This is a genomic window from Burkholderia sp. L-4 (assembly GCF_056856535.1).
In genome coordinates, this window is the sequence record NZ_JBXEOX010000001.1 from 3,060,971 (window position 1) to 3,085,181 (window position 24,211).

At 68.8% G+C, this 24,211-nt stretch carries 21 protein-coding genes; 15 read left to right on the forward strand and 6 right to left on the reverse strand.

The annotated features are described in order from the left end of the window. The first annotated feature begins 28 nt into the window (after positions 1-28). The 7 genes from miaB to lnt all read left to right on the forward strand — a co-directional run bounded on the left by miaB (position 29) and on the right by lnt (position 7,203). The gene (gene miaB / locus AC1VVG_RS14295) at positions 29-1,402 is read left to right on the forward strand and encodes a tRNA (N6-isopentenyl adenosine(37)-C2)-methylthiotransferase MiaB (protein WP_482835783.1); all 1,374 of its coding nucleotides are present in this window, start codon (positions 29-31) and stop codon (positions 1,400-1,402) included. 29 nt (positions 1,403-1,431) lie between these two features. After that, positions 1,432-2,478 (forward strand): PhoH family protein, encoded by a 1,047-nt coding sequence (locus AC1VVG_RS14300; protein WP_034189029.1) that lies wholly within the window; start codon positions 1,432-1,434, stop codon positions 2,476-2,478. Positions 2,479-2,612: 134 nt separating this feature from the next. After that, positions 2,613-3,389, forward strand: a complete 777-nt coding sequence (gene ybeY / locus AC1VVG_RS14305) for an rRNA maturation RNase YbeY (RefSeq protein WP_034189028.1) — start codon at positions 2,613-2,615, stop codon at positions 3,387-3,389. Positions 3,390-3,401: 12 nt separating this feature from the next. Continuing rightward, positions 3,402-4,034 carry a gamma-glutamylcyclotransferase gene (locus AC1VVG_RS14310; protein ID WP_034189027.1) on the forward strand — a complete coding sequence of 211 codons (633 nt, stop codon included), beginning with the start codon at positions 3,402-3,404 and terminating at the stop codon, positions 4,032-4,034. A gap of 43 nt (positions 4,035-4,077) precedes the next feature. After that, entirely contained in the window at positions 4,078-4,227 is a 150-nt protein-coding gene (locus AC1VVG_RS14315) for a hypothetical protein (protein WP_226228211.1), read from the forward strand. 335 nt (positions 4,228-4,562) lie between these two features. Further along, positions 4,563-5,450 (forward strand): HlyC/CorC family transporter, encoded by an 888-nt coding sequence (locus AC1VVG_RS14320; RefSeq protein WP_034189026.1) that lies wholly within the window; start codon positions 4,563-4,565, stop codon positions 5,448-5,450. Positions 5,451-5,502: 52 nt separating this feature from the next. After that, positions 5,503-7,203, forward strand: a complete 1,701-nt coding sequence (lnt, locus tag AC1VVG_RS14325) for an apolipoprotein N-acyltransferase (RefSeq protein ID WP_124671110.1) — start codon at positions 5,503-5,505, stop codon at positions 7,201-7,203. Between the two features lie 34 nt (positions 7,204-7,237). Here the strand turns inward: lnt and AC1VVG_RS14330 are convergent, their stop codons facing one another. Next, positions 7,238-8,893: a hypothetical protein gene (locus AC1VVG_RS14330; RefSeq protein ID WP_482835784.1), complete on the reverse strand. Its 1,656-nt coding sequence runs from the start codon at positions 8,891-8,893 to the stop codon at positions 7,238-7,240. Positions 8,894-9,214: 321 nt separating this feature from the next. Here AC1VVG_RS14330 and glyQ point away from each other — a divergent pair, with 321 nt between their 5' ends. Genes glyQ through AC1VVG_RS14355 form a run of 5 tightly spaced genes read left to right on the forward strand, consistent with a single transcriptional unit; the run spans position 9,215 to position 14,657 of the window. After that, complete coding sequence (gene glyQ / locus AC1VVG_RS14335; RefSeq protein WP_006477868.1) at positions 9,215-10,219, forward strand: glycine--tRNA ligase subunit alpha; 1,005 nt, start codon at positions 9,215-9,217, stop codon at positions 10,217-10,219. A gap of 22 nt (positions 10,220-10,241) precedes the next feature. Continuing rightward, positions 10,242-12,341, forward strand: a complete 2,100-nt coding sequence (gene glyS, locus AC1VVG_RS14340; RefSeq protein WP_034189023.1) for a glycine--tRNA ligase subunit beta — start codon at positions 10,242-10,244, stop codon at positions 12,339-12,341. A 10-nt stretch (positions 12,342-12,351) separates the two neighbouring features. Further along, a complete protein-coding gene (gene gmhB / locus AC1VVG_RS14345) occupies positions 12,352-12,915 on the forward strand; it encodes a D-glycero-beta-D-manno-heptose 1,7-bisphosphate 7-phosphatase (RefSeq protein ID WP_034189022.1) in 564 nt (187 codons plus the stop codon). 43 nt (positions 12,916-12,958) lie between these two features. Further along, on the forward strand, positions 12,959-13,723 hold the full coding sequence (locus tag AC1VVG_RS14350; protein ID WP_034189021.1) for a lysophospholipid acyltransferase family protein: 765 nt from the start codon (positions 12,959-12,961) through the stop codon (positions 13,721-13,723). Positions 13,724-13,769: 46 nt separating this feature from the next. Beyond that, positions 13,770-14,657: a M48 family metallopeptidase gene (locus AC1VVG_RS14355; protein ID WP_034189020.1), complete on the forward strand. Its 888-nt coding sequence runs from the start codon at positions 13,770-13,772 to the stop codon at positions 14,655-14,657. Between the two features lie 108 nt (positions 14,658-14,765). Here the strand turns inward: AC1VVG_RS14355 and gloA are convergent, their stop codons facing one another. After that, on the reverse strand, positions 14,766-15,149 hold the full coding sequence (gene gloA / locus AC1VVG_RS14360) for a lactoylglutathione lyase (RefSeq protein ID WP_034189019.1): 384 nt from the start codon (positions 15,147-15,149) through the stop codon (positions 14,766-14,768). A 348-nt stretch (positions 15,150-15,497) separates the two neighbouring features. On the opposite strand from gloA, the gene AC1VVG_RS14365 reads away from it, so the two are divergent. Continuing rightward, entirely contained in the window at positions 15,498-16,433 is a 936-nt protein-coding gene (locus AC1VVG_RS14365) for a DMT family transporter (protein ID WP_069706271.1), read from the forward strand. 89 nt (positions 16,434-16,522) lie between these two features. Here AC1VVG_RS14365 and rsmA read toward each other — a convergent pair whose 3' ends face one another. The 4 genes from rsmA to AC1VVG_RS14385 are packed head-to-tail and all read right to left on the reverse strand — an operon-like array spanning position 16,523 to position 22,166. After that, positions 16,523-17,350: a 16S rRNA (adenine(1518)-N(6)/adenine(1519)-N(6))-dimethyltransferase RsmA gene (gene rsmA / locus AC1VVG_RS14370; protein WP_034189018.1), complete on the reverse strand. Its 828-nt coding sequence runs from the start codon at positions 17,348-17,350 to the stop codon at positions 16,523-16,525. Between the two features lie 44 nt (positions 17,351-17,394). Beyond that, entirely contained in the window at positions 17,395-18,384 is a 990-nt protein-coding gene (gene pdxA / locus AC1VVG_RS14375) for a 4-hydroxythreonine-4-phosphate dehydrogenase PdxA (RefSeq protein ID WP_482835785.1), read from the reverse strand. Between the two features lie 11 nt (positions 18,385-18,395). After that, on the reverse strand, positions 18,396-19,754 hold the full coding sequence (locus AC1VVG_RS14380; protein ID WP_069706270.1) for a peptidylprolyl isomerase: 1,359 nt from the start codon (positions 19,752-19,754) through the stop codon (positions 18,396-18,398). A gap of 51 nt (positions 19,755-19,805) precedes the next feature. Beyond that, on the reverse strand, positions 19,806-22,166 hold the full coding sequence (locus AC1VVG_RS14385) for an LPS-assembly protein LptD (protein ID WP_034189015.1): 2,361 nt from the start codon (positions 22,164-22,166) through the stop codon (positions 19,806-19,808). A gap of 223 nt (positions 22,167-22,389) precedes the next feature. Here AC1VVG_RS14385 and AC1VVG_RS14390 point away from each other — a divergent pair, with 223 nt between their 5' ends. Together AC1VVG_RS14390 and murU are read left to right on the forward strand one after the other, a co-directional pair. Next, positions 22,390-23,439, forward strand: a complete 1,050-nt coding sequence (locus AC1VVG_RS14390; RefSeq protein ID WP_059560502.1) for an aminoglycoside phosphotransferase family protein — start codon at positions 22,390-22,392, stop codon at positions 23,437-23,439. Positions 23,440-23,461: 22 nt separating this feature from the next. Next, positions 23,462-24,181, forward strand: coding sequence for an N-acetylmuramate alpha-1-phosphate uridylyltransferase MurU (gene murU, locus AC1VVG_RS14395; protein WP_034189013.1), 720 nt, complete (start codon positions 23,462-23,464; stop codon positions 24,179-24,181). The last annotated feature ends 30 nt before the right edge of the window (positions 24,182-24,211 follow it).

The following is a 24,211-nucleotide window of genomic DNA, read 5'->3' on the forward strand; positions in this document are numbered from 1 at the left end:
GGTCAACCACTGCGAACGGCGAATCCCCATGACCAAGAAAGTTTACGTAAAGACCTTCGGCTGCCAGATGAACGAGTACGACTCGGACAAGATGGTGGACGTGCTCAACGCCGCCGAAGGCCTCGAGAAGACCGATACGCCCGAAGACGCGGACATCATCCTGTTCAATACCTGCTCGGTGCGTGAAAAGGCGCAGGAGAAGGTGTTCTCCGACCTCGGCCGCGTGCGCGAGCTGAAGGAAGCGAAGCCCGGCCTGCTGATCGGCGTCGGCGGCTGCGTCGCGAGCCAGGAAGGCGCGTCGATCGTGTCGCGCGCGCCGTACGTCGACCTCGTGTTCGGCCCGCAGACCCTGCACCGCCTGCCGCAGATGATCGACGCGCGCCGCGCGAGCGGCCGCGCGCAGGTCGACATCACGTTCCCGGAAATCGAGAAGTTCGACCACCTGCCGCCCGCGCGCGTCGAGGGGCCGAGCGCGTTCGTGTCGATCATGGAAGGGTGCTCGAAGTACTGCAGCTACTGCGTGGTGCCGTACACGCGCGGCGATGAAGTGTCGCGCCCGCTCGACGACGTGCTGACCGAAGTGGCCGGCCTCGCCGACCAGGGCGTGCGCGAAGTCACGCTGCTCGGCCAGAACGTGAACGCGTACCGCGGCGCGCTGGTGGCCGGCTCGTCCGACATCGCCGATTTCGCGACGCTGATCGAATACGTCGCCGACATCCCGGGCATCGAGCGGATCCGCTACACGACGTCGCACCCGAAGGAATTCACGCAGCGCCTGATCGACACCTACGCGAAGGTGCCGAAGCTCGTGAGCCACCTGCACCTGCCGGTCCAGCACGGCTCCGACCGCATCCTGATGGCGATGAAGCGCGGCTACACGGTGCTCGAATACAAGTCGGTGATCCGCAAGCTGCGCGCGATCCGCCCCGACCTGTCGCTGTCGACCGACATGATCGTCGGTTTCCCCGGCGAGACCGAGGACGATTTCGACAAGATGATGGCCCTGGTGCACGAGATGAGCTACGACACGAGCTTCTCGTTCATCTACAGCCCGCGCCCCGGCACGCCGGCCGCGAACCTGCACGACGACACGCCGCGCGACGTGAAGCTCAAACGCCTGCAACATCTGCAGGCGACCATCGAGGAGAACGTCGCACGCATCAGCCAGTCGATGGTCGGGAAGGTCGAGCGGATCCTCGTCGAGGGCCCGTCGCGCAAGGACCCGAACGAACTCGCGGGCCGCACCGAGAACAACCGGGTCGTGAATTTCCCGGCGCCGCTCGCCGCGCACCCGCGCCTGATCGGCCAGATGATCGACGTGCGGATCAACCATGCGTACCCGCATTCGCTGCGCGGCGAGCTCGTGCTCGTCAGCGGCGATGCGAGCGCGGCCACCCACTGATTGACGCTCAACAGGAGCCCGACGCTACTTTGAAGACCGTCCAAGCACTGGAATTCACTGCCCCGCGCGACGACAACGCGCGCCTCGCCAACCTCTGCGGCCCGCTCGACGAGAACCTGCGGCAGATCGAACAGGCGCTCGACGTCACGCTCGCGCGGCGCGGCCACCGGATCACGATCCGCGGGCGCGGCGCGAAGCTCGCGCTCGCCGCGCTCGAGAACTTCTACAACCGCGCGCGCGATCCGCTGTCGGTCGACGACATCCAGCTCGCGCTGGTCGAGGTGCGCCACACGACCGGCAACGGCCGCCAGGACACGCTCGACGTGCGCTTCCGCGGCGACCCCGACCATCCGTTCGACGAGCCCGTCGTGCAGCTCGACGCCAGCGAGCCGGACGAGGAACCCGCGCCGAAGCTGTACACGCGGCGCGCCGACCTGCGCGGCCGCACGCCCGCGCAGCGCGAGTACCTGAAGCAGATCCTGTCGCACGACGTGACGTTCGGCATCGGGCCGGCCGGCACCGGCAAGACCTACCTCGCGGTCGCGTGCGCGGTCGATGCGCTCGAGCGCGACCAGGTCAAGCGGATCGTGCTGACGCGCCCGGCCGTCGAGGCCGGCGAGCGGCTCGGCTTCCTGCCGGGCGATCTCGCGCAGAAGGTCGACCCGTACCTGCGCCCGCTGTACGACGCGCTGTACGACCTGCTCGGCTTCGACAAGACCGCGAAGATGTTCGAGCGCCAGATGATCGAGATCGCACCGCTCGCCTACATGCGCGGCCGCACGCTGAACCACGCGTTCATCATCCTCGACGAGGCGCAGAACACGACGCCCGAGCAGATGAAGATGTTCCTCACGCGGATCGGCTTCGGCTCGAAGGCCGTCGTGACCGGCGACACGAGCCAGGTCGACCTGCCGCGCGGCCACAAGAGCGGCCTCGTCGAGGCGCAGCAGGTGCTCGGCGGCGTGCGCGGCATCGCGCTCACGCGCTTCACGAGCGCGGACGTCGTGCGTCATCCGCTCGTCGCCCGCATCGTCGAGGCGTACGACGAGTTCCACGCACAGCATCAGGACGGCTGAGCGGCAGCCTGCCCTGCCCCCACCCTGCCGGCCCGGCCCGCCACACGGCGCGCCGGGCTTTTTTTGCCCGGTCGAATTCGGGTGGGATCGGCCGTTTGGTGTATCCTCGACGCGTCCCAATCGCCGTACGCGTCATGAAATCTTCCCGTTCCCGCAAGTCCGGTCGCGCCCAGTCCGCCGCGCCCGAATCCCCCCGTCTTTCGCTGTTCGACGCGAAGGGCAAGGCCCGCACCGTCAACGCACAGGGCCTGCGGATCGACTTCCCGGACGGCCGCAGCCTGATGTTCGACCTGTCGGGCAGCTCCGGCGACGCGGCCGTCGCGATCGTCGCGCAGCACAACGATCCGGCGATGCGCGCGAAGCTCGCGCTGCAGCCGGAGCACTACGACAGCGTAACGCTGCACGTGGGGGCCGAGCTCGCGCCGCGCGAGGACGACCACGACGACGCACCGCGCGCGCTGGAACTCGACCTGTCCGTACAGTATGGCGACGAAATCACGAGCGACGTGCGCAAGACGCTGCCCAAGCGCAAGCTGATCGCCGAATGGATCGAGCCGGCGCTGTTCGCGAGCGCGCAGCTCACCGTGCGCTTCGTCGGCGAAGGCGAAGGGCGCACGCTGAACGCCGGCTACCGCCACAAGGACTATCCGACCAACGTGCTGACCTTCGCGTACGACGCGGCGCCCGACGGCACCGTGATCGGCGACCTCGTGCTGTGCTGCCCGGTCGTCGAGAAGGAAGCGCACGAGCAGGGCAAGCCGCTCCTGGCCCACTACGCGCACCTGCTGGTGCACGGCGCGCTGCACGCGCAGGGCTACGACCACGAGACGAGCGACGAGGACGCGGCCGAAATGGAAGCGCTCGAAGTCGACATCCTCGCGAAGCTGGGCTTCCCGAACCCGTACCAGTAAGCCTTTCGCACGATGCGCAACGCCGCGATGCTCCCGCCCGCCTACCCGCCGTCGATCGGCGACGGGCGCCTGCTGACGGAAGACGAGCTCGCGGCCTCGCTCGCGCACACGATGCGCGACTGGGACGGCCGGCAGGATCTCTGGCTGTTCGGCTATGGCTCGCTGATCTGGAACCCCGGTCTCCCGACCGTCGCCGCCGTGCGCGGCAAGGTACACGGCTACCACCGCGGGCTCTACCTGTGGTCGCGCGTGAACCGCGGCACGCCCGAACGCCCGGGCCTCGTGCTCGCGCTCGATCGCGGCGGCTCGTGCTCGGGCATCGCGTTCCGGCTGTCCGGCCCGACCGCGCAACCGCACCTCGAGACACTGTGGAAGCGCGAGATGCCGATGGGGTCGTACCGGCCCGCGTGGCTGCCCTGCACGCTCGAGAGCGGCGAACGCGTGAACGCGCTCGCGTTCGTGATGCGCCGCGACGTACCGACCTATACGGGCAAGCTGTCCGACACCGTCGTGAAGGAAGTGTTCAGCTGCGCGGCCGGCCGCTACGGCACGACGCTCGACTACGTGAGCCGCACGGTCGACGCGCTGCGCGCGAGCGGCATTCCCGATCGCGCGCTGGAAGGGTTGCTCGCGCGATGCAAGTGACGCGATCCCGCACCGCCCGCGCATTCGAACGAGGCGCCCACCGATGAAACCGTCACGCTGGTCGCGCAGCAAGGTCGCCGCGCTGCTCGTCGCCGCGAGCGTCGCCTTGTCCGGCTGCGGGATCCTGGGCTGCGGCGGCGCCGCGACCAACGGAGCGGCCGCCGGCGGCTGCTCGGCCGGCATGCGCTTCTGAGCCCCCCTTCCGCTGCCGAGCCCCCTTTCGCCCCCGTCTTCGACCGCGATCGCATGCGGCGGATTGCCGCCGATGCCAACCGGCCGGCCGGTCGTTTTCCCCGTTGCGCCGCCCCGTCCTGCCCGAACCTGTTTTTTGCGCTGCTGCGCCTTCGCCCTTTTCTGGGATAGGATGGACCCGAGGACGAGGTCGCGCCCGGCGCGGCCGTCCACGAGCGGGGCCCGCGAGCCGCCCGCCCTGGCCGTGCGGCCGGGGTGACACGGTCGCGTCGTGCCCTTGGTGTATCCTTGCCTACTCCGTGACAGCGCGCCCCGGCATGACCCGGGCGCACCACCATGAACGATTCGTATCCCAGTCGTAAGCCAACCGACAAACCGCAAGAAAAGCGCTCGCTGCTCGAGCGCCTGACCGACTTCATCTCGCCCGAGCCCGAATCCCGCGGCGAGCTGCTGGAAATCCTCCAGGACGCCCACGAACGCAACCTGATCGACGCCGACTCGCTGTCGATGATCGAAGGCGTGTTCCAGGTCTCCGATCTGTGCGCCCGCGACATCATGGTGCCGCGCGCGCAGATGGACGCGATCAACATCGCCGACAAGCCCGAGGATTTCATCCCGTTCGTCCTCGAAAAGGCGCACTCGCGCTACCCCGTGTACGAGGAGAACCGCGACAACGTCATCGGCGTGCTGCTCGCGAAGGATCTGCTGCGCTTCTATGCCGAAGAAGAGTTCGACGTGCGCGGGATGCTGCGCCCGGCCGTGTTCATTCCGGAATCGAAGCGCCTGAACGTGCTGCTGCACGACTTCCGCGTGAACCGCAACCACCTCGCGATCGTCGTCGACGAATACGGCGGCGTGGCGGGCCTGATCACGATCGAGGACGTGCTCGAACAGATCGTCGGCGACATCGAGGACGAATACGACTTCGACGAGGAAGCCGGCAACATCATCTCGGGGCCGGACGGCCGCTTCCGCGTGCGTGCGCTCACCGAGATCGAACAGTTCAACGAGGCGTTCGGCACCGATTTCCCCGACGACGAAGTCGACACGATCGGCGGCCTGATCACCCATCATTTCGGACGCGTGCCGCATCGCGGCGAGAAGCTGCAGCTCGGCAACCTCGTGTTCGAGATCCAGCGCGGCGATGCACGCCAGGTGCATGTGCTGCTGGTGCGCCGCAACCCGCTCGCCAGCCGTCGCGCCGAAACCTCGCACGAAGACTGACCGTTCCGCGCCAGCCGCGTTTCCTTCAACCGCTCGCCCACTTCCGCTTCACATGGACGATCCGATCCCGTCCCGCCCGGCTGGCGGCCTCCTCGCGCCGGCGCCCGGCCGCGCGCTGCCGCGCTGGCACTACCCGGCCGCGCTGCTCGCGGGCGCGGCCAATACGCTCAGCTTCGCACCGACGCCGCACGGCGGCTGGCTGCAACTCGTCGTATTCGTCTGGTTTTTCGCGCAACTGACGCGCACGTCGAGCTGGCGCGGCGCCGCGCTCACCGGCGGCGCATTCGGCTTCGGCAACTTCATCAGCGGCATCTGGTGGCTCTACATCAGCATGCACGTGTACGGCGAGATGGCCGCGCCGCTCGCGGGCGGCGCGCTCGTGCTGTTCGCGCTGTACCTGTCGCTGTACCCGGCGTTCTCGGCCGGGCTGTGGTCGTTCTGCGCGGGCCATGCGTGGCATCGCCGTACCCCCGATCCACGTCCGTTCTCGCCGACCTGGCACGGCGCGTTCGCGTTCGCGAGCGCGTGGGCCTTCGGCGAATGGCTGCGCGGCACGCTGTTTACCGGCTTTCCGTGGCTCGCCAGCGGCTACCCGCAGGTCGACGGCCCGTTCGCGGGCTTCGCGCCGGTGGTCGGCGTATACGGGATCGCGTGGGTACTCGCGCTGTTCGCGGCGCTGGTCGTGCAGGCGCTCGTCGCCGCGCGCCCGGCGCCCGCGCGTGACAACGGCGCCGGGAGTGCCGGCGGCAACCCGCGCGTGCGCATCGCCGCGCCGGCCGGCGCGGCGGTCGCGCTCGTCGCGGCCGGCCTCGGGCTGTCGCAGGTCACGTGGACGGTGCCCGCGAATGCGCCGCTCACCGTGCGGCTGCTGCAGGGCAACGTGAAGCAGGACATCAAGTTCGAGCAGGAAGGCATCGACGCGGCGATCAAGATGTACCAGCGGATGATCATCGAGAAGCCGGCCGACCTGATCGTCACGCCGGAGACCGCGATCGCCGTGATGATCCAGGAGCTGCCCGAGCCGTTCGCCGTCGCGATCCGCAAGTTCAGCGACACGACGGGCTCGGCCGTGCTGTTCGGCGCGGTCGGCGCGTCGGTGACCGAGGACGGCCACTACGTCGACTATACGAACAGCCTGTACGGCGTGACGCCGAACTCGCGCGACATCTATCACTACGACAAGCACCATCTCGTGCCCTTCGGCGAATTCATCCCGTGGGGCTTCCGGTGGTTCGTCGACCTGATGAAGATGCCGCTCGGCGATTTCGCGCGCGGCGCGCCGGTGCAGAAGCCGTTCCTCGTGCACAACCAGCCCGTGATGGCCGACATCTGCTACGAGGACTTGTTCGGCGAGGAAATCGCCGCGACGATCCGCGACAACCCGCAGCCGCCCGGCGTGCTCGTCAACGTGACGAACCTCGCGTGGTTCGGCGACACGATCGCGCTCGACCAGCACCTGCAGATCGCGCGGATGCGCTCGCTCGAAACGGGCCGGCCGATGCTGCGCTCGACCAACACGGGGATGACCGCCGCGATCGACGCGCACGGGCGCGTGCTCGGCCAATTGAAGCCGTTCACGATCGGCTCGCTCGACGTGCGGATCGAAGGCACGAGCGGCTTCACGCCTTACGTGACGAGCGGCAACAACATCGTGCTCGCGGTGTCGTTCGTGCTGCTCGCGTTCGGCTTCACGTTCGGGCCGGGGCTGCGCCGGCGCAATGGCCGCAACAACGGCGGCGATCAACCCGAATGACGCAAGCGGCGGCCGGTGACCGCTAGCCGGCCGTTCAGGCCTGCCGGACCGGCTGACCCGGTCGATCCGGCTGCGCGGCGAGGCTGCGCAGGTCGCGACTCACCGCCTCCATCACCGGCAGCCACGCGTCGAACGCCGGCTGCCGGTACAACGTCGCGCTCGGATACCACGGGCTGTCCGTGCGTTCGAGCATCCACGGCCAGTGCGGATTCACGTCGAGCAGCACCCACGTGCGCGCCCCGAGCGCGCCCGCCAGGTGCGCGACCGACGTGCACACGGTCATCACCAGATCCAGCGCGCCGATGAATGCGGCCGTATCGTCGAAGCTCGTCAGCTCCGCCGTGAAATCCTCGATCGCGAAACCGGCCGCGCGCGCCGCCGCGACATCCGCGTGCGCGCCCGGCTGCAGCGAATAAAACGCGACGCCGTCGATCCCGCGAAACGCGTCCGCATAGCGCTCGAGCCCGACGCGCCGAAACGGGTTGCGCTGGTGGCCCGCACTGCCCGTCCACACGAGCCCGACCTTCAGCCGGCGCTCGCCCGCAAGCCGCGCGCGCCACGCATCGCGCGCGTGCGGATCGGCCCGCAGGTAAGGCACCGACGATCCGAGCGTCTCGTTCTCCATGCCGAGCATCAGCGGCAGGCCGATCAGCGGCACCTCGTAATCGAATGCCGGCAGCGCGTCGACGCCGCCGCCCGCACCGAATACGTCCACGTGCGCGCCAAGACTGCGCTGCATCAGCGTGCCGACCTGCGGGAACGTATTCCACGCGAGCCGGCCGCCTTCGCGATGCACGCGCTCGGCGAGCGGCGCGACGTAGCGGCAGAACTGCAGCACGTCGCCGAGCCCCTGTTCGCCCCATACCAGCAGCGTTTTTCCCGCCAGCGGCTCGCCCTGCCAGCGCGGACCCGGCAGCGCCGGCCGGCGGCCGCGCAGTTCGCCCGCGCCGTCCCAGCGCGCCTCGTGGCCGCGCCAGCCGGCCGCGTAGTTGCCGCGCACGAGCTGGATGATCGCGAGGTTGAAACGGAACGACGCGTCGTCGGGCGCCAGCTCGCATGCACGCGCCGCGTAACGCTCGGCATCGTCCCAGCGCTGCGCCTCCTTCATCGCCATCGCGACGTTGTTCATCGCGAGCGCGTTGCCGGGCGCGAGGTCGGCCAGCCGCGCGGCGCACGCGAGCGCGCCGTCGAGGTCGTGCGCCGCGATCCGCGCGACGACCAGATTGATCCACGCCTGCACGTCTTGCGGATCGTGCTTCACGGCCGCGTCGAGCAGCGCGATCTCCTCCGCGCGGTCGCCGCCCGACAACCGCAGCGCGATCGCGAGGTTGTTGCGCAACGACGGCCGGCCCGCATCGATCGCCAGCGCCGCGCGGTACGGCGCGACGGCATCCGCGTGGCGGTCGGCCATCTGCAGCGCGTAACCGTGATTGAAGTACGCGGTCGCGCCCGGCCGCACGCGCGCCGCGCATTCGGCGAGCGCGAGCGCATCGGCCGTGCGCTGCCGCGCGACGAGCGTCGTCGTGAGCTGCGCGAGCGCATCGGCGTCGACCGCGTGCAGATGGGCGGCAGCGGCGAGCCACAGATCGTGCGCGGCGCGCTCGCCGCGCGCCTGCGCGTCGGCGGCCTGGCCGAGCAGCGCGAGCAGCGGCGGAAGCAGCGGAATGAGGAGGTCGGTCGGGTCGTCCATGCGATCGGCGTCGGCAAGCGGTGACGCGGCACGCGTGGCGCGCGCCGCAATATGCGCATCTTAACGCCCGCGCGAAGCGGCACGGCATGCGCGTCGCGACAACCCCGCGGGCGGCCGCACGGACCGCGCCGCCCGCTCGTGCGGCCCTTCCGGAAGCGCGCCGGCGGCGGCCTCGCCCGCGTTCCGGCCGCATCCGCTCGCCGATCCGGTAAAATTACGCGTTTCAGCACACTAACAAGCCGCGCCGCCGCGCGAGCCGACCCTCCGGGCCCCGCCCGGAGCGCCGCCCGCAACGGAGCGCCAGCGCCACGAAGGCTCTTCATGCTTACGTTTCAGCAAATCATCCTGACGCTGCAGTCCTACTGGGACAAGCAGGGTTGCGCCCTGCTCCAGCCCATCGACATGGAAGTCGGCGCGGGCACGTCGCACGTCCACACGTTCCTGCGCGCGGTCGGCCCCGAGCCGTGGCGCGCCGCGTACGTGCAGCCGTCGCGCCGCCCGAAGGACGGCCGCTACGGCGAGAACCCGAACCGCCTGCAGCACTACTACCAGTACCAGGTCGTGCTCAAGCCGGCGCCGGAAAACATCCTCGACCTGTACCTCGGCTCGCTCGAAGCGCTCGGCTTCGACCTGAAGCAGAACGACGTGCGCTTCGTCGAGGACGACTGGGAAAACCCGACGCTCGGCGCGTGGGGGCTCGGCTGGGAAGTGTGGCTGAACGGGATGGAAGTCACGCAGTTCACGTATTTCCAGGAAGTCGGCGGCCTCGAATGCAAGCCGGTGCTCGGCGAGATCACGTACGGCCTCGAACGCCTCGCGATGTACCTGCAGAAGGTCGAGAACGTGTACGACCTCGTGTGGACCGAGTGGGAAGAGCAGGGCCCGAACGGCCCCGAGCTGCGCCGCCTGTCGTATGGCGACGTGTACCACCAGAACGAGGTCGAGCAGTCGACCTACAACTTCGAGCACGCGAACGTCGACCTGCTGTTCACGTTCTTCAACAGCTACGAAGCGGAAGCGAAGAAGATGATCGACGCGCAGCTCGCGCTGCCCGCGTACGAGCTCGTGCTGAAGGCCGGCCACACGTTCAACCTGCTCGACGCCCGCGGCGCGATCTCGGTCACCGAGCGCGCGGCGTACATCGGCCGCATCCGCGCACTGTCGCGTCTCGTCGCGCAGGCTTACTACGACTCGCGCGAGAAGCTCGGCTTCCCGATGCTCGGCAACCCGCCGGGCGTGCCGGGCCTCACCACCGACGCCCAGGACGCCGCGCAGCCGGCATGGGCGCCGCCGCTCAAGGTCGAACGCAAGATCGATCAGGACTGACGAGACGAGAATCATTCCAACCATGACGCACAATCATCCCGCCCCCCTGCTCGTCGAACTGCTGACCGAAGAGCTGCCGCCGAAGGCCCTCGCGCGCCTCGGCGACGCATTCGCGGAAGGTCTCGCGCAACGCCTCGCGGCGCGCGACCTCGTCGAAGGCGAACTCGTGTTCGAACGCTACGCCACGCCGCGCCGCCTCGCCGTCGTCGTGCAGAACGTGCGCGCCGTCGCGCCTGACAAGCAGGTCCGCGAAAAAGTCCTGCCGGTGTCGGTCGCACTCGACGCCGACGGCAAGCCGACGGCGCCGCTCGCGAAGAAGCTCGCGGCACTCGGCCACCCGAACCTGTCGATCGCCGATCTCGAGCGCGCGCAGGACGGCAAGGCCGAAGCGTTCTTCATCAACTACTCTGCGGCCGGCGCGACGCTCGCCGACGGCCTGCAGGCCGCGCTCGACGAAGCGCTCGCGAAGCTGCCGATCCCGAAGTTCATGACGTACCAGCGCCCGGACGGCTCCGACGTGAAGTTCGTGCGCCCGGTCCATCGCCTGACCGTGCTGCACGACGACCGCATCGTGCCCGTCACCGCGTTCGGCGTCGATGCCGGCGACACCACGCTCGGCCACCGCTTCCTGTCCGACGGCCTCGTCGCGATCCAGCATGCGCGCGCGTACGCCGACACGCTGCGCGACAAGGGCCGCGTGATCGCGCACTTCGCCGATCGCCGCGAAACGATCCGCACGCAACTGAACGAACACGCGAACGGCGATACCGTCGTGATGCCCGAATCGCTGCTCGACGAAGTGACGTCGCTGGTCGAATGGCCGGTCGTCTACCCGTGCCGCTTCGAGGACGAATTCCTGCAGGTTCCGCAGGAATGCCTGATCCTCACGATGCAGACGAACCAGAAGTATTTCGCGCTGACCGACGTCGCCGGCAAGCTGCGCTCGCGCTTCCTGATCGTGTCGAACATCGAGACGAAGACGCCGGGCGAGATCATCGAAGGCAACGAGCGCGTCGTGCGCCCGCGCCTCGCCGACGCGAAGTTCTTCTTCGAGCAGGACAAGAAGAAGCCGCTCGCCGACCGCGTGCCGCAACTCGCGAACGTCGTGTATCACAACAAGCTCGGCTCGGCGCTCGCGCGCGTCGAGCGCCTCGAGGCGCTGGCCGGCGAGATCGCGCCCGCGATCGGCGCCGACGCCGCGCACGCGAAGCGCGCCGCGCGCCTCGCGAAGGCCGACCTGCTGACCGACATGGTCGGCGAGTTCCCCGAACTGCAGGGCACGATGGGCACGTACTACGCGCGCCACGACGGCGAAGCCGACGACGTCGCGCTCGCGTGCGCCGAGCACTACCAGCCGCGCTTCTCCGGCGACGCGCTGCCGACCACGCCCGTGTCGACGGCCGTCGCGCTGGCCGACAAGCTCGAGACGATCGTCGGCATCTGGGGCATCGGCCTCGCGCCGACCGGCGAGAAGGACCCGTTCGCGCTGCGCCGCCACGCGCTCGGCGTGCTGCGCCTGCTGCTCGAGAAGCAGCTGCCGCTCGATCTCGTGTCGCTGCTGCGCACGGCCCACGCGCGCTTCGAAGGCGTGCCGGGCGTCGCCGAATCGACCGACGCGATCCTCGCGTTCTTCATGGATCGCCTGCGCGGCCTGTTGCGCGAGCGCGGTTATTCGGCCGGCGAAATCGACGCGGTGCTGAGCCTGAACCCGACGCGCGTCGACGATCTCGTCGCGCGCCTCGACGCGGTGCGCGAATTCACGCGCCTCGCGGAAGCCGAAGCGCTCGCGGCCGCGAACAAGCGGATCTCGAACATCCTGAAGAAGTCGGAAGGCGGCGCGAACGGCACGGTGCAGCCGGCGCTGCTCGTCGAGGCCGCCGAGAAGGCGCTGCACGAACAGCTCGCGGCCGTCACGCCGCACGTGCAGTCGCAGCTCGAGGCACGCGCGTACACGGGCGCGCTGTCGGCGCTCGCCGCGCTGCGCGCGCCGGTCGACACGTTCTTCAACGACGTGATGGTCAATGCGGAAGATCCGGCACTGCGAGCCAACCGTCTCGCGCTGCTGTCCGCGCTGCACCAGCAGATGAACTGCGTCGCCGACATCTCGAAGCTCGCCGCATAAGGGCCGCACGATGCCGATCAGCCCCAACCGAAAGCTCGTCGTCCTCGACCGCGACGGCGTGATCAACGTCGATTCGGATGCGTTCATCAAGACGCCCGACGAATGGATCGCGCTGCCCGGCAGCCTCGAGGCGATCGCCCGGCTCAACCACGCGGGGTATCGCGTGGTCGTCGCGACCAACCAGTCCGGCATCGGTCGCGGGCTGTTCGACATGGCCGCGCTCAACGAGATGCACCTGAAGATGCATCGCGCGGCGGCCGCGGTCGGCGCGCGCATCGACGCGGTGTTCTTCTGCCCGCACACGGCCGAGGATCACTGCGACTGCCGCAAGCCGAAACCCGGCATGATGCAGATGGTCGCCGAGCGCTTCGAGATCGATCCCGGTCACACGCCGGTGGTCGGCGATTCGCTGCGCGACCTGCAGGCCGGCGTCGCGGTCGGCTTCCAGCCGCACCTCGTGCTGACCGGCAAGGGCAAGAAGACGCTCGCCGCGGGCAACCTGCCGCCCGGCACGAAGGTCCATGACGACCTGCGCGCGTTCGCGCTCGACTTCCTTTCACACGAACACGAGTGATGCGGCAGCCGCGCGCATCCTCCCTCACACCAGACTCACGCCGATGCGCTTCGTCCGCTCCCTGCTGCTGCTGATCTACTTCATCCTGTACACGGTGCCGTACGCCACCGCGTGCTTCATCGCGTTCCCGTTCATGCGCCCCGACGCGCGCTACTGGATGGCCGCCGGCTGGTGCAAGTCGACCCTGTGGGTCGTGCGCTGGCTGAACGGCATCCGCTACCGGATCGAGGGGATGGAAAACCTGCCCGACGGCCCGGCCGTGCTGCTGTCGAAGCATCAGTCGGCGTGGGAGACGCTCGCGTTTCCGGCGCTGATGCCGAAGCCGCTCTGCTACGTGTTCAAGCGCGAGCTGCTGTACGTGCCGTTCTTCGGCTGGGCGCTCGGCATGTTGCACATGGTCAACATCAACCGCAAGGAAGGCAAGAACGCGTTCGCGTCGGTGATCCGCCAGGGCAAGAAGCGCCTGTCGGAAGGCGCCTGGATGATCATGTTCCCCGAAGGCACGCGCACGCCGGTCGGCAAGCAGGGCAAGTACAAGACGGGCGGCGCACGCTTCGCGATCGAAACCGGCACGCCGGTCGTGCCGATCGCGCACAATGCAGGTCGGGTCTGGCCGCGCAACTCGTTCACGAAATTTCCGGGTATCGTCACCGTGTCGATCGGCAAGCCGATCCCCAGCGACGGGTTGACGCCCGATGCATTGAACTCGCAGGTCGAAGCATGGATCGAAGCGGAAATGCGCCGCATCGATCCCGATTCCTATCGCCAGGCGGGCAATGCCGGCACGCGCGATGCCGCGCGTGCCTGAAGCCCCCGGATTGCAGCCGTTGCGTACGACAAAAAGAAGCGAACTGATGAAACAGCGTCCGCGGCCACGGCCTGCCGTCGTGGCCCTCGATCATCGCCAGATGGATCTGCCGCTCTTCGACGGGCCGGCCGCCGCACCGTCGGCGCCCGCCACGCCGCCGGCGCCGCCTGAAGCCGCTCCCACCGCCCCGCCCGCTCCGGGCGCGGCACCCGACCGCTCGCGCGTGCGCACGTTCGCGCTCGACAGCCGCGTGCTCGAATACCGGCTGAAGCGGTCGGCACGCCGTACGATCGGCTTCACGATCGACGGCAGCGGGCTGTCGATCACCGCGCCGCGCTGGGTCACGCTCGCCGACATCGAAGCGGCGATCTCGGAGAAGCAGCGCTGGATCTTCGCGAAGCTCGCGGAGTGGAAGACGCGCACCGAACAGCGCGCGCTGCCGCAGATCGACTGGCGCGATGGCGCGCAGCTGCCGTATCTCGGCAAGACGGTGACGATCGCGCTCGGCGCGGGCGCCGTCGCATTCGACGCCGATGCGCTGCGGCTGTCGCTGCCACTGCCCGTGCAGGCCGACATGCAGCAGATCAAGGATCGCGTGCAGGGCTGGCTGCAGGGCGAGGCGAAACGCATCTTCGGCGAACGCCTGCCGGTCTACGCGGAAAAACTCGGCGTCACGTATTCGATGTACGCGCTGTCGTCGGCCGCGACGCGCTGGGGCAGCTGCTCGAGCGACGGCAAGATCCGCCTGAACTGGCGGCTGATCCATTTCCCGATGTCGATCATCGACTACGTCGTCGCGCACGAGCTGTCGCACCTGCGCGAGATGAACCACAGCCCGGCGTTCTGGCAGACCGTCGAATCGATCTTCCCCGAGTTCCGCGAAGCGCGGCACACGCTCAAGCACCACCCGCCCGAGCTGCTGCCGTCGCTTTGACATGACGCGCGCGGTAGCGCCGTCGATGCAAAAGGGCGATGCGGGTCACCCCGCATCGCCCTTTTTGCCGCCATGCGCATCGCACGCGGCGGCCCGTTCGTCCGGCGCTTACTTCTTCTGGATGAACTCGATCTTGTAGCCGTCCGGATCCTCGACGAACGCGATCACGGTCGTGCCGTGCTTCATCGGGCCTGCTTCGCGCGTGACCTTGCCGCCTTGCGCCTTGATCTTCTCGCACGCGGCGTACGCATCCTCGACCGCCACGGCCAGGTGGCCGAAGCCGTTGCCGAGATCGTAGGACGGCGTATCCCAGTTGTGGGTCAGCTCGATCACGGTGCCGGTGCGTTCGTCTTCGTAGCCGACGAACGCAAGCGTGAACTTGCCTTCCGGATAATCCTCGCGACGCAGCAGCTTCATGCCGAGCAATTCGGTGTAGAACTTGATCGAGCGGTCGAGATCGCCAACTCGCAGCATCGTATGCAGCAAACGCATGTCTTGTACTCCTGTGGGGACTTTCCAGAACCGGAAACTCTACCAGAGTCGGGTGAAACTCGCCGGGGGCGCCTAGCCGGGGGCGCCTAGACCGGGCGGCCGATACCGCGCATCGGGGCGCGCGCGCAATGGCGGAAAACGGCACGGTCCGGCTCGCCCCGTCGATCGTGCCGATCGGGTAACATCCCTCCACTTCGCACCAAAAGCGGGCATGCCACGCACCACCCGAACGCGACCACCCACCCTTCCCTGACGCCACACTGCCGTGCGAAACCGCCAATTCGAGCGCGCCCGACGCGCCGCCCGCCCGGCCTCGCTGCCGCCGTCCCGATCGAGCGAGGCGCGCCGATGACCCCACTCGCCGCCGCCCCCGTGCGCCGCGCGCTCGACCTGCGCGCCGCCGGCCTGATGTTGCTGCTGTGCGCGATCTGGGGTTTCCAGCAGGTCGCGATCAAGTACACGAACGCCGCGATCGCGCCGATGTTCCAGGCCGGGCTGCGCTCGGTGATCGCCGCCGCGCTGCTGTGGGGCTGGGCCCGCGCGCGCGGCACACCGCTGTTCCGGGCCGACGGCACGTTCGGCGCGGGCCTCGCGGCCGGCGCGCTGTTCGCCGGCGAATTCATCTGCGTGTTCTTCGGGCTCACGCTGACGAGCGCATCGCACATGGCGATCTTCCTGTACACGGCGCCGTGCTTCACCGCGCTCGGCCTGCACCTGTTCGCACCGGGCGAGCGGCTGCAGCGCACGCAATGGGCCGGCGTCGGCCTCGCGTTCGCCGGCATCGCGCTCGCGTTCGCGGACGGCTTCCTGACGCCGCGCGCGCCCGGCGCTTCGGTGCTGGCCGGGCTGGCCGGCGACGCGCTCGGGATTCTCGGCGGCGCGATGTGGGCCGCGACGACGGTCGTCGTGCGCTCGACGGCGCTCGCGCGGGCGAGCGCGAGCAAGACGCTGTTCTACCAGCTCGCGGTGTCGGCGGTCGTGCTGGTCGCGCTCGCCGCGCTGTTCGGCCAGGTGTCGTTCGCGCACGTGACGCCGATCGCGGTGGCGAGCCTCGCGTACCAGTCGGTGATCGTCGCGTTCGTCAGCTACCTGTCGTGGTTCTGGCTGCTGACGCGCTACAGTGCGTCGCGGCTGTCCGTCTTCACGTTCCTGTCGCCGCTGTTCGGCGTCGCGTTCGGCGTGCTGCTGCTCGGCGAGTCGGTCGGCTGGCGCTTCATGTCCGCGGCCGCGCTCGTGCTGGCCGGCATCGCGCTCGTCAACGCGCCGCCGCGCAGGCGGGCGTAGGCGACCGGCCACATACACGCGTGCAATGAAAAGGGCTGCCCGTCGGGCAGCCCTTTCGTCACCTGCGGTCCGGCTTCGCGCGCCGCGCGTCAGCCGGCCTTGCGCACTGCCGCGAGCGCCTGCGCGACGCCGACGTATTCGGCCACGCTCACGTCCTCGGCACGACGCGCGAGATCGAAACCGAGCGCATCGAAATCGATCGTCTGGCGATAGTCGCCGAGCGTGTTGCGCAGCATCTTGCGGCGCTGCGAGAACGCGGCGGTGACGATTTCGCCGAGCAGCACGGGATCGACGTCCGGCAGTTCGTGCGGCTCGTACGGAATCATCCGGACGATCGCCGAATCGACCTTCGGCGGCGGCTGGAACGATTCCGGCGGCACGTCGAGCATCTTTTCCATCACGTAGCGGTACTGCAGCATCACCGACAGGCGCGAGAACGCCTTCGTGCCGGGCTCCGCGACCATCCGTTCGACGACTTCGTTCTGCAGCATGAAATGCTGGTCGATGACCGCATCGGCGAACGTCATCAGGTGGAACAGCAGCGGGCTGGAAATGTTGTACGGCAGGTTGCCGACGATGCGCAGCGACGGCTGGTCGCCGGGCGCCGCCAGCGAACGGAAGTCGAACGCGAGCGCGTCGCCCGCATGCAGCTCGAGCAGCGCGCCGAAGCGCTGCTGCAGGCGGCCGATCAGGTCGCGGTCGAGCTCGACCGCGTGCAGCGGCGACTCGGGCGTCGCGAGGCGCTCGATCAGCGGCTCGGTCAGCGCGCCGAGCCCGGGGCCGATCTCGACCATGCGCTGGCCGCGCGCGGGGCCGATCGTCGCCACGATCGAATCGATCACGCCGTGATCGACGAGGAAGTTCTGCCCGAAGCGCTTGCGCGCGAAATGGCCTTGGTGCTGTCTGCTGTTCGACATCGACTGAGTAAGACGAAAAATACGACGAAAGAGGTGAGGCCGCGTCAGGCCGCGCGGCGATGGCGCGCCATCGTGACGGCCGTATCGAGCGCGGCGATCATGCTGCCCGGATCGGCGCGACCCGTGCCGGCCAGATCGAGCGCGGTACCGTGATCGACCGACGTACGGATGATCGGCAGCCCGAGCGTCACGTTGATGCCCTCGCCGAAGGTCGCATACTTCAGCACGGGCAGGCCCTGGTCATGGAACATCGCGAGCACGCAATCGGCATCGGCCAGATGGCGCGGCTGGAACAGCGTGTCGGCCGGATACGGGCCGCGCGCGTCGATGCGCAGCGCGTTCGCACGGGCCAGCGCCGGCGCGATCACGTCGATCTCCTCGCGGCCGAGATAACCGTTCTCGCCCGCGTGCGGGTTCAGGCCCGTCACCAGGATGCGCGGCGCGGCGAGGCCGAAGTCGCGCCGCAGGTCGCGGTCGATGATCGCGAGCGTCTCGACGAGACCGTCGATCGTCAGCGCGGCGGACACATCCTTCAGCGGCAGGTGCGTCGTCGCGAGCGCGACGCGCAGCGGCTTGTCGCCGGTGCCCGCCAGCATCATCACGACGCGCGGCGTATGCGTGCGCTCCGCCAGGTATTCGGTATGGCCGGTAAACGGCACGCCCGCATCGTTGATCGTGCTCTTCTGCAGCGGCGCGGTCACGATCGCGTCGTACCGGCCGGCCAGCGCGCCGTCGATCGCCGCGTCGAGCAGCCCGAGCACGTACCGGCCGTTCGCCGCGTCCAGCGTACCTGCCCGCGCGGGAACGGCCAGCGCGTGGTGCGCGACCGATACCGGTGCGCCGCCGGCCAGCACGGTGCGCTCGGCGCCGATGGCCGCCGCACGCGCGTCGAGCAGCGCCGCATCGCCGAGCACGGTGAAATGCGCGTCGGGCCAGCGCTGCGCGGCGTCACGCAGCGCCTGCACGGTCAGCTCCGGGCCGACCCCCGCGGGTTCGCCGGTCGTGATCGCGATCTGCAGCGCGGGCGTGGTCATCCGAAGCTCGCTCAGTTCGCCGGGGCGACGCCGCCGATCTTGTACTGAACGTACGACGAATCGCGCAGTTCGCGCAGCCAGTCGGCGTAGGCCTGCTCGGCCTTGCGCTGGCCGATCGCCTGGCGGGCGATGTCCATCTGCTGCTGCACCGACCCTTCCGCTTCGCGGCGGTTCAGCACCTGGATCAGGTGGTAACCGTACTCGGTGCGGATCGGCTGGCTGACCTGGCCGTCCTGCAGGCTGTTCATCGCCCGCTCGAATTCCGGCACGGTCTCGCCCGGGCTGATCCAGCCGAGATCGCCGCCCTGCGACGCCGAACCGTCCTGCGAGTAGGTGCGCGCGAACTTCGCGAAATCGCCGCCGGCCTCGATCTGGTTGCGGATGTCGACCAGTTGCTGGCGCGCCTGGCCTTCCGATTTGCCTTCACCGACGCGCAGCAGGATGTGGCGCACGTGCGTCTGGACGATCTTCGGCGCGGCGGCGGTCGCACCCTGGCTCTGGCGGCGGTCGACGAGACGCACGATCTCGAAGCCGTCCGGCACGCGGATCAGCGTCGGGTTGACCTGGCCCGGGCGCAGCTTCGAGGCGGCGTCGACGACGTCGGCCGGCAGCGCGCTCGGCGCCTTGAAACCGAGGTCGCCGCCCTTCTTCGCGTCGTTCGCTTCCGAGTTGTTCTTCGCGAGGCGCTCGAAGTCGGCGCCGGACTTCGCCTGCTGCAGCAGCGCCTCGGCCTTCTTCTGCGCGGCCTCGATGTCGGCCTGCGGCGCGTTGGTCGGCGCCTTGATGAAGATGTGCTGGAAGCGCAGATCCTGCTGCTGCGACGCGTTCGGCCCGCGCTGGCTCGCGATGTAGTTCGCGACTTCGGCGTCCGACACGGTGATCTTGCCGTCGACCTCGCGCTCGCGCAGCTTCGACAGCATCAGCTCGGTGCGTGCATCGCTCGTGAAGATGCTCCAGGGCACGCCTTGCGCCTCGAGACGCGCACGGTACTGCTCGAGCGTCATCCCGTTCGCCTGCGCGAGACGCTGCAGCGTGGACTGCACGGTCGCGTCGTCGATGCGGATGCCGTCGTCCTTCGCCTTCTGCACCTGGATACGCTCGAGCACCATCTGGTTCAGCACCTGCGCGCGCAGCTGGTCGGTCGGCGGCACGGGCGCGTTCTGCTGCTGCAGCCGGCGGGCGATCAGGCCGGCACGCTGGTCGAGTTCGCGGCCCGTGATCACGTCGTTGTTGACGACCGCGACGACTTCGTCGGCGAGCTGCGCACCTGGCGAACCGAGCGCCTGCGCCGCGGCCGGCGCGGCGGCGAGCAGCGCGGCGGACGCGGCGAGGCTGGACACGACTGCCGCGAAACGAAGGTTTTTCTTCATTGCCACTGAAACTCCATTGAAATCGTGCTGACCGGTGCAGACAAGCCGGCGTTACTCGTAGTTGCTGAAGCGGGACATCGGCGGCGGCGGCGGCGGCAGCGGCGTGTAGCCCGGTACCCCGGCGCGGAATGCCGACACGAGGCCGTTGTCGACGGTCGACAGGCCCTTGAGCGTCAGCTGCATCATGAATCGCGTCGACGAGTTCTGCTGTCCCGACGAATTGATGCCGTTCGCCGCCCGTTGCACCCCGACCCCGAGCGCCCAGCAATCCGCGTCGTATTGTAAGCCGACCAGACCGTCGACCACGCGATCGCCGGCCAGATCATAGTTGAAGCGGCCGATCGCATACAGGCGGCGCGTGAGCGGCCATTGCGCGGACACCAGGAACTGGTTGATCGGCTGGTTGTCGAGCGTGGTGTTCGTACGCGTGTAGCGATAGCCGACGTTGATCACGCGGCGCTCGCCCGGGCTGTAGCCGAAACCGACGCTCGACTTCACGAGCTGGTTGTTGTTCTGGTTGTACTGGAACGCCGTCTCCGACATGAAGCCCGAGCCGAGCTTCAGCGCGGCGCCGACGATCAGGTCCGAATGGCGCGCCAGCACGGCGCTCTGCCCGGGGTTCAGCGTGACGCGCTGATCGGCGAAGTAGTACTGCTGCGCGATCACGAAACGCGCGCGCTCGTCGCCGGTGCGCGGATCGATGAAGCGCGACGTCAGGCCGGCCGTGATCCGGTTCGCGTCGGCGATCCGGTCGTTGCCGACGAACGTGTTCGGCTGGTAGATCTCCGCGAGGCCGAAATCCGATTCCGCGGTGTCGAACAGCGGCGCGTTCGACTGGTTGCGATACGGCGTGTACACGTAGTACAGGCGCGGCTCGAGGGTCTGGATGAAGTCCTGGCCGAACAGGCGCACCGAACGATCGAAGATCAGGCCCGAATCGAAGGTCACGGTCGGGATCGACTCGGTGAAGCGCTTCGGGTTGTTCGGCGTGGTCGACGACAGGTAGTTCAGGTCGTACGACGCGAAGTGGTACTGGACCTTCGGCACGACGAAGTAGCCGGGGCCGTATACGCCGTACGCGATATACGGGTTGAAGACGATGCGATCGCCTTCGGTCGCATCGGCCGTCGTGATGCGGAACCGCGAATAATCGGCTTCCGCGCCGAAGTCGAAGCCGCCGACGTTGTACTTCGTGTACTTCACGTTCAACTGCGGCTCGCGGCTGTACGGCGCGATCGACGGCGGCAGCGTCTGCCAGTGCTGGTAGCGCGCGAGCACCGACCACGGACCGTTGTTGTACGTGAGGCCCGCCTCCTGCTGGTACAACGTCTGCGTCCCGTTGATGAACTGGTTCATCGAACCCAGTTGTTCGGGATACGTGTTGTCCGAGACCTTGTTGTAGTAGACGTAGCCGCCGAAACCGCCGCCGAAGTTCTGCTGGTGCTGCCAGTAGATCGCGTAGCGGTTGCGGTGCTCGAGCCGGTCGTCCGGCAGGTAGTTGGCCGTGAAGGTGCCCGAATACGACGGCGACAGGTAGCGGAACGTCGCCTCGGTCATCACGCCGCGCCGCGAGATGATGCGCGGCGTGAGCGTCAGGTCGCGGTTCGGCGCGATGTTGAAGTAGTACGGCAGCGTCAGCTCGAAGCCGTTACTCGAGTTCACCGAGAACGTCGGCGGCAGCAGGCCGCTGCGCCGCTCGCCCGACAGCGGGAACGTCATCCACGGGCTCGCGAAGATCGGCACGCCCTGGAAGAACAGCACGCCGTTGCGCGCGGTGCCTTCGTCGGCGCCCGTGTCGAAGTCGAAGCGGCTGCCCTTGATGTACCACGCGGGGTTCGTCGAGCACTGGCACGCGGTGTAGGTGCCGTTGACGAACACCGAGCGCTCGTTGTCGACCATGTCGACGCGCTCGGCGCTGCCCGAGCCGCCCGTCATGTTGAAGTGGTACTTCGGCGCCGTCATGAAGCCCTGGTTCGCCTCGATCTTCAGGTGCGCCTCGGGGCCCGCGAACGACGTACCGCCATTGATCACCTTGACCTGGCCGTACGCATCGGCCATGTCGGTATCCTGATCGTAGTGGAGCGCGTCGGCCTTCACGACGGCGTCGCCGCGCCGCAGCTCGGCGGAGCCCTTGGCGGCGAGGTCCTGCTCGGCGGTGCCGCTCGTGTGGTCGGCGATCACGAAGGCGGCCGGCTTCGCGCCGTCCTTCAGCGGATGATCCTCGAGCTGGGGCGCGAGGCGCAGATCCCACGGCGAGTCGAGCGGCTGCGGCTGCGCGGCCGCACCCGACAGCTGCGCGTACGACACGGCCGGCACGAGGCCGGGCACGGCCAGGAGCGCGAGCGCGAGCCGCCGTTTGCGCGGCGCCCCGTCACCGGGGAAAACATTCGGGAATAGCGGTTTGGGCGGCATCTATCGTTTGGCGAATCGCCCCTTGTCAACCGCGCCTTCACGGCACATGCGCGCACGGCGGGCCGCGCCGTCGCACCGCGACTGCGGCTGAGCGCAAACCGGGGAGGCGATCGGGCGGGCGGCGCGACAGGCAGCGGGCCTGCACGGCGGAAGCTGACGCGGGGCGCGTCAAAAAAGTCGTGGGGTATTATATGGCAAGACGTTCCCCCCTCCGCCGAGTTTCATGACGCCCCCATCCGCCGCATCCCAGCCCGACGCCCGCCTCGACGCCCTGACCGCGTGGCTGCAACCGCTCGCCGAGCGCTATGCCCTCGACCTGTCGACCCTCGCGCCCGCGTCGTCGGACGCCAGTTTCCGCCGCTATTTCCGTGTCGCCTCGGCCGCGAGCCCCGGCGGCACGCTGATCGCCGTCGACGCGCCGCCGCCCGAGAAGTGCCGGGAATTCGTCCAGGTCGCGCAGCTGCTCGCCGCGGCCGGCGACCACGTACCGGACGTGCTGGCCCACGATTTCGACGCGGGCTTCATGCTCGTGACGGACCTCGGCCGCACGTCGTACATCTCGGTGCTCGACCCGGCCGACCCGGTCGCCGCGCGGCCGCTGATGCGCGACGCGCTCGACGCGCTGATCCGCTTCCAGCTCACGTCGAAACCCGACGTGCTGCCGCCGTTCGACGAAGCGTTCCTGCGCCGCGAAATGGAGCTGCTGCCCGAATGGTTCGTCGGCCGTCATCTCGGCAAGCCCGTCACCGACGCGATGCGCGGCACGCTCGACCGCACGTTCGCGCTGCTGGTCGCGAGCGCCCATGCGCAGCCGCAGGGTTTCATGCTGCGCGATTTCATGCCGCGCAACCTGATGGTCTGCGAGCCGAATCCGGGGGTGCTCGACTTCCAGGACGCCGTCTACGGGCCGCTGACGTACGACGTCGTGTCGCTGCTGCGCGACGCGTTCGTCAGCTGGGACGAGGAGTTCGAGCTCGACTGCTTCGCGTACTACTGGGAAAAGGCGAAAAAGGCCGGCCTGCCGGTCGATCCCGATTTCGGCGAGTTCTACCGCCAGCTCGAATGGATGGGGCTGCAGCGCCACATCAAGGTGCTCGGCCTGTTCGCGCGCATCAACTACCGCGACGGCAAGCCGCACTACCTGAACGACCTGCCGCGCTTCCTGACCTATGCGCGCAAGGTTGCGCTGCGCTACCGCCCGCTCGTGCCGTTCGCGAAGCTGCTCGACGAGCTCGAGGGCAACGCGCCGGCCGACGTCGGCTATACGTTCTGACCGTCCTCACGCCCAGTCGAACATGAGCACTACCCTGACCACGGCGATGATCTTCGCCGCCGGGCGCGGCGAACGGATGCGCCCGCTGACCGACACCCGCCCGAAACCGCTGCTCGAAGCCGGCGGCAAGCCGCTGATCGTGTGGCAGATCGAGGCGCTCGCACGCGCGGGCATCGAGACGATCGTGATCAACCACGCGTGGCTCGGCGAGCAGATCGAAGCCGCGCTCGGCGACGGTTCGCGCTGGGGCGTGCGGCTCGCGTATTCCGCCGAGGGCGACGCGCTGGAAACGGCCGGCGGCATCGCGCAGGCGCTGCCGCTCATCGAGCGCGACGGGCAGCCGGCCGTGTTCGCGGCGGTCAGCGGCGACGTGTACTGCGCGTTCGACTACCGGACGCTCGCGCCGCACGCCGCGCGGATGGCCACGCTCGATACGCCCGCGATGCACCTCGTGATGGTGCCGAACCCGCCGTTCCACCCGGCCGGCGATTTCGCGCTCGGCGGCGATGGCCGCCTCGCGCTCGACGGCGCCGCGCGCGTCACGTTCGGCAACATCGGCCTGTACGACACGCGGATGTTCCGCGATCTCGCGCCCGGCACGCGGCGCGCGCTGACGCCGTACTACCGCGCGGCGATCGAGGCCGGACTTGCGACCGGCGAATTGTACGAAGGTATCTGGGAGAACGTCGGCACGCCCGCGCAGCTCGGCGAGCTCGACGCGCGGCTGCGCGCCGCGGGCTGACCGGACGGCGGGCCGCCCCGCACGACAGCG

Coding starts and splice junctions, on each gene's coding strand:
- miaB (WP_482835783.1), top strand. CDS start 29: ATGACCAAGAAAGTTTACGTAAAGACCTTCGGCTGCCAGATGAACGAG.
- ybeY (WP_034189028.1), top strand. CDS start 2,613: ATGAAATCTTCCCGTTCCCGCAAGTCCGGTCGCGCCCAGTCCGCCGCG.
- AC1VVG_RS14310 (WP_034189027.1), top strand. CDS start 3,402: ATGCGCAACGCCGCGATGCTCCCGCCCGCCTACCCGCCGTCGATCGGC.
- AC1VVG_RS14315 (WP_226228211.1), top strand. CDS start 4,078: ATGAAACCGTCACGCTGGTCGCGCAGCAAGGTCGCCGCGCTGCTCGTC.
- AC1VVG_RS14320 (WP_034189026.1), top strand. CDS start 4,563: ATGAACGATTCGTATCCCAGTCGTAAGCCAACCGACAAACCGCAAGAA.
- lnt (WP_124671110.1), top strand. CDS start 5,503: ATGGACGATCCGATCCCGTCCCGCCCGGCTGGCGGCCTCCTCGCGCCG.
- AC1VVG_RS14330 (WP_482835784.1), bottom strand. CDS start 8,893: ATGGACGACCCGACCGACCTCCTCATTCCGCTGCTTCCGCCGCTGCTC.
- glyQ (WP_006477868.1), top strand. CDS start 9,215: ATGCTTACGTTTCAGCAAATCATCCTGACGCTGCAGTCCTACTGGGAC.
- glyS (WP_034189023.1), top strand. CDS start 10,242: ATGACGCACAATCATCCCGCCCCCCTGCTCGTCGAACTGCTGACCGAA.
- gmhB (WP_034189022.1), top strand. CDS start 12,352: ATGCCGATCAGCCCCAACCGAAAGCTCGTCGTCCTCGACCGCGACGGC.
- AC1VVG_RS14350 (WP_034189021.1), top strand. CDS start 12,959: ATGCGCTTCGTCCGCTCCCTGCTGCTGCTGATCTACTTCATCCTGTAC.
- AC1VVG_RS14355 (WP_034189020.1), top strand. CDS start 13,770: ATGAAACAGCGTCCGCGGCCACGGCCTGCCGTCGTGGCCCTCGATCAT.
- gloA (WP_034189019.1), bottom strand. CDS start 15,149: ATGCGTTTGCTGCATACGATGCTGCGAGTTGGCGATCTCGACCGCTCG.
- AC1VVG_RS14365 (WP_069706271.1), top strand. CDS start 15,498: ATGACCCCACTCGCCGCCGCCCCCGTGCGCCGCGCGCTCGACCTGCGC.
- rsmA (WP_034189018.1), bottom strand. CDS start 17,350: ATGTCGAACAGCAGACAGCACCAAGGCCATTTCGCGCGCAAGCGCTTC.
- pdxA (WP_482835785.1), bottom strand. CDS start 18,384: ATGACCACGCCCGCGCTGCAGATCGCGATCACGACCGGCGAACCCGCG.
- AC1VVG_RS14380 (WP_069706270.1), bottom strand. CDS start 19,754: ATGAAGAAAAACCTTCGTTTCGCGGCAGTCGTGTCCAGCCTCGCCGCG.
- AC1VVG_RS14385 (WP_034189015.1), bottom strand. CDS start 22,166: ATGCCGCCCAAACCGCTATTCCCGAATGTTTTCCCCGGTGACGGGGCG.
- AC1VVG_RS14390 (WP_059560502.1), top strand. CDS start 22,390: ATGACGCCCCCATCCGCCGCATCCCAGCCCGACGCCCGCCTCGACGCC.
- murU (WP_034189013.1), top strand. CDS start 23,462: ATGAGCACTACCCTGACCACGGCGATGATCTTCGCCGCCGGGCGCGGC.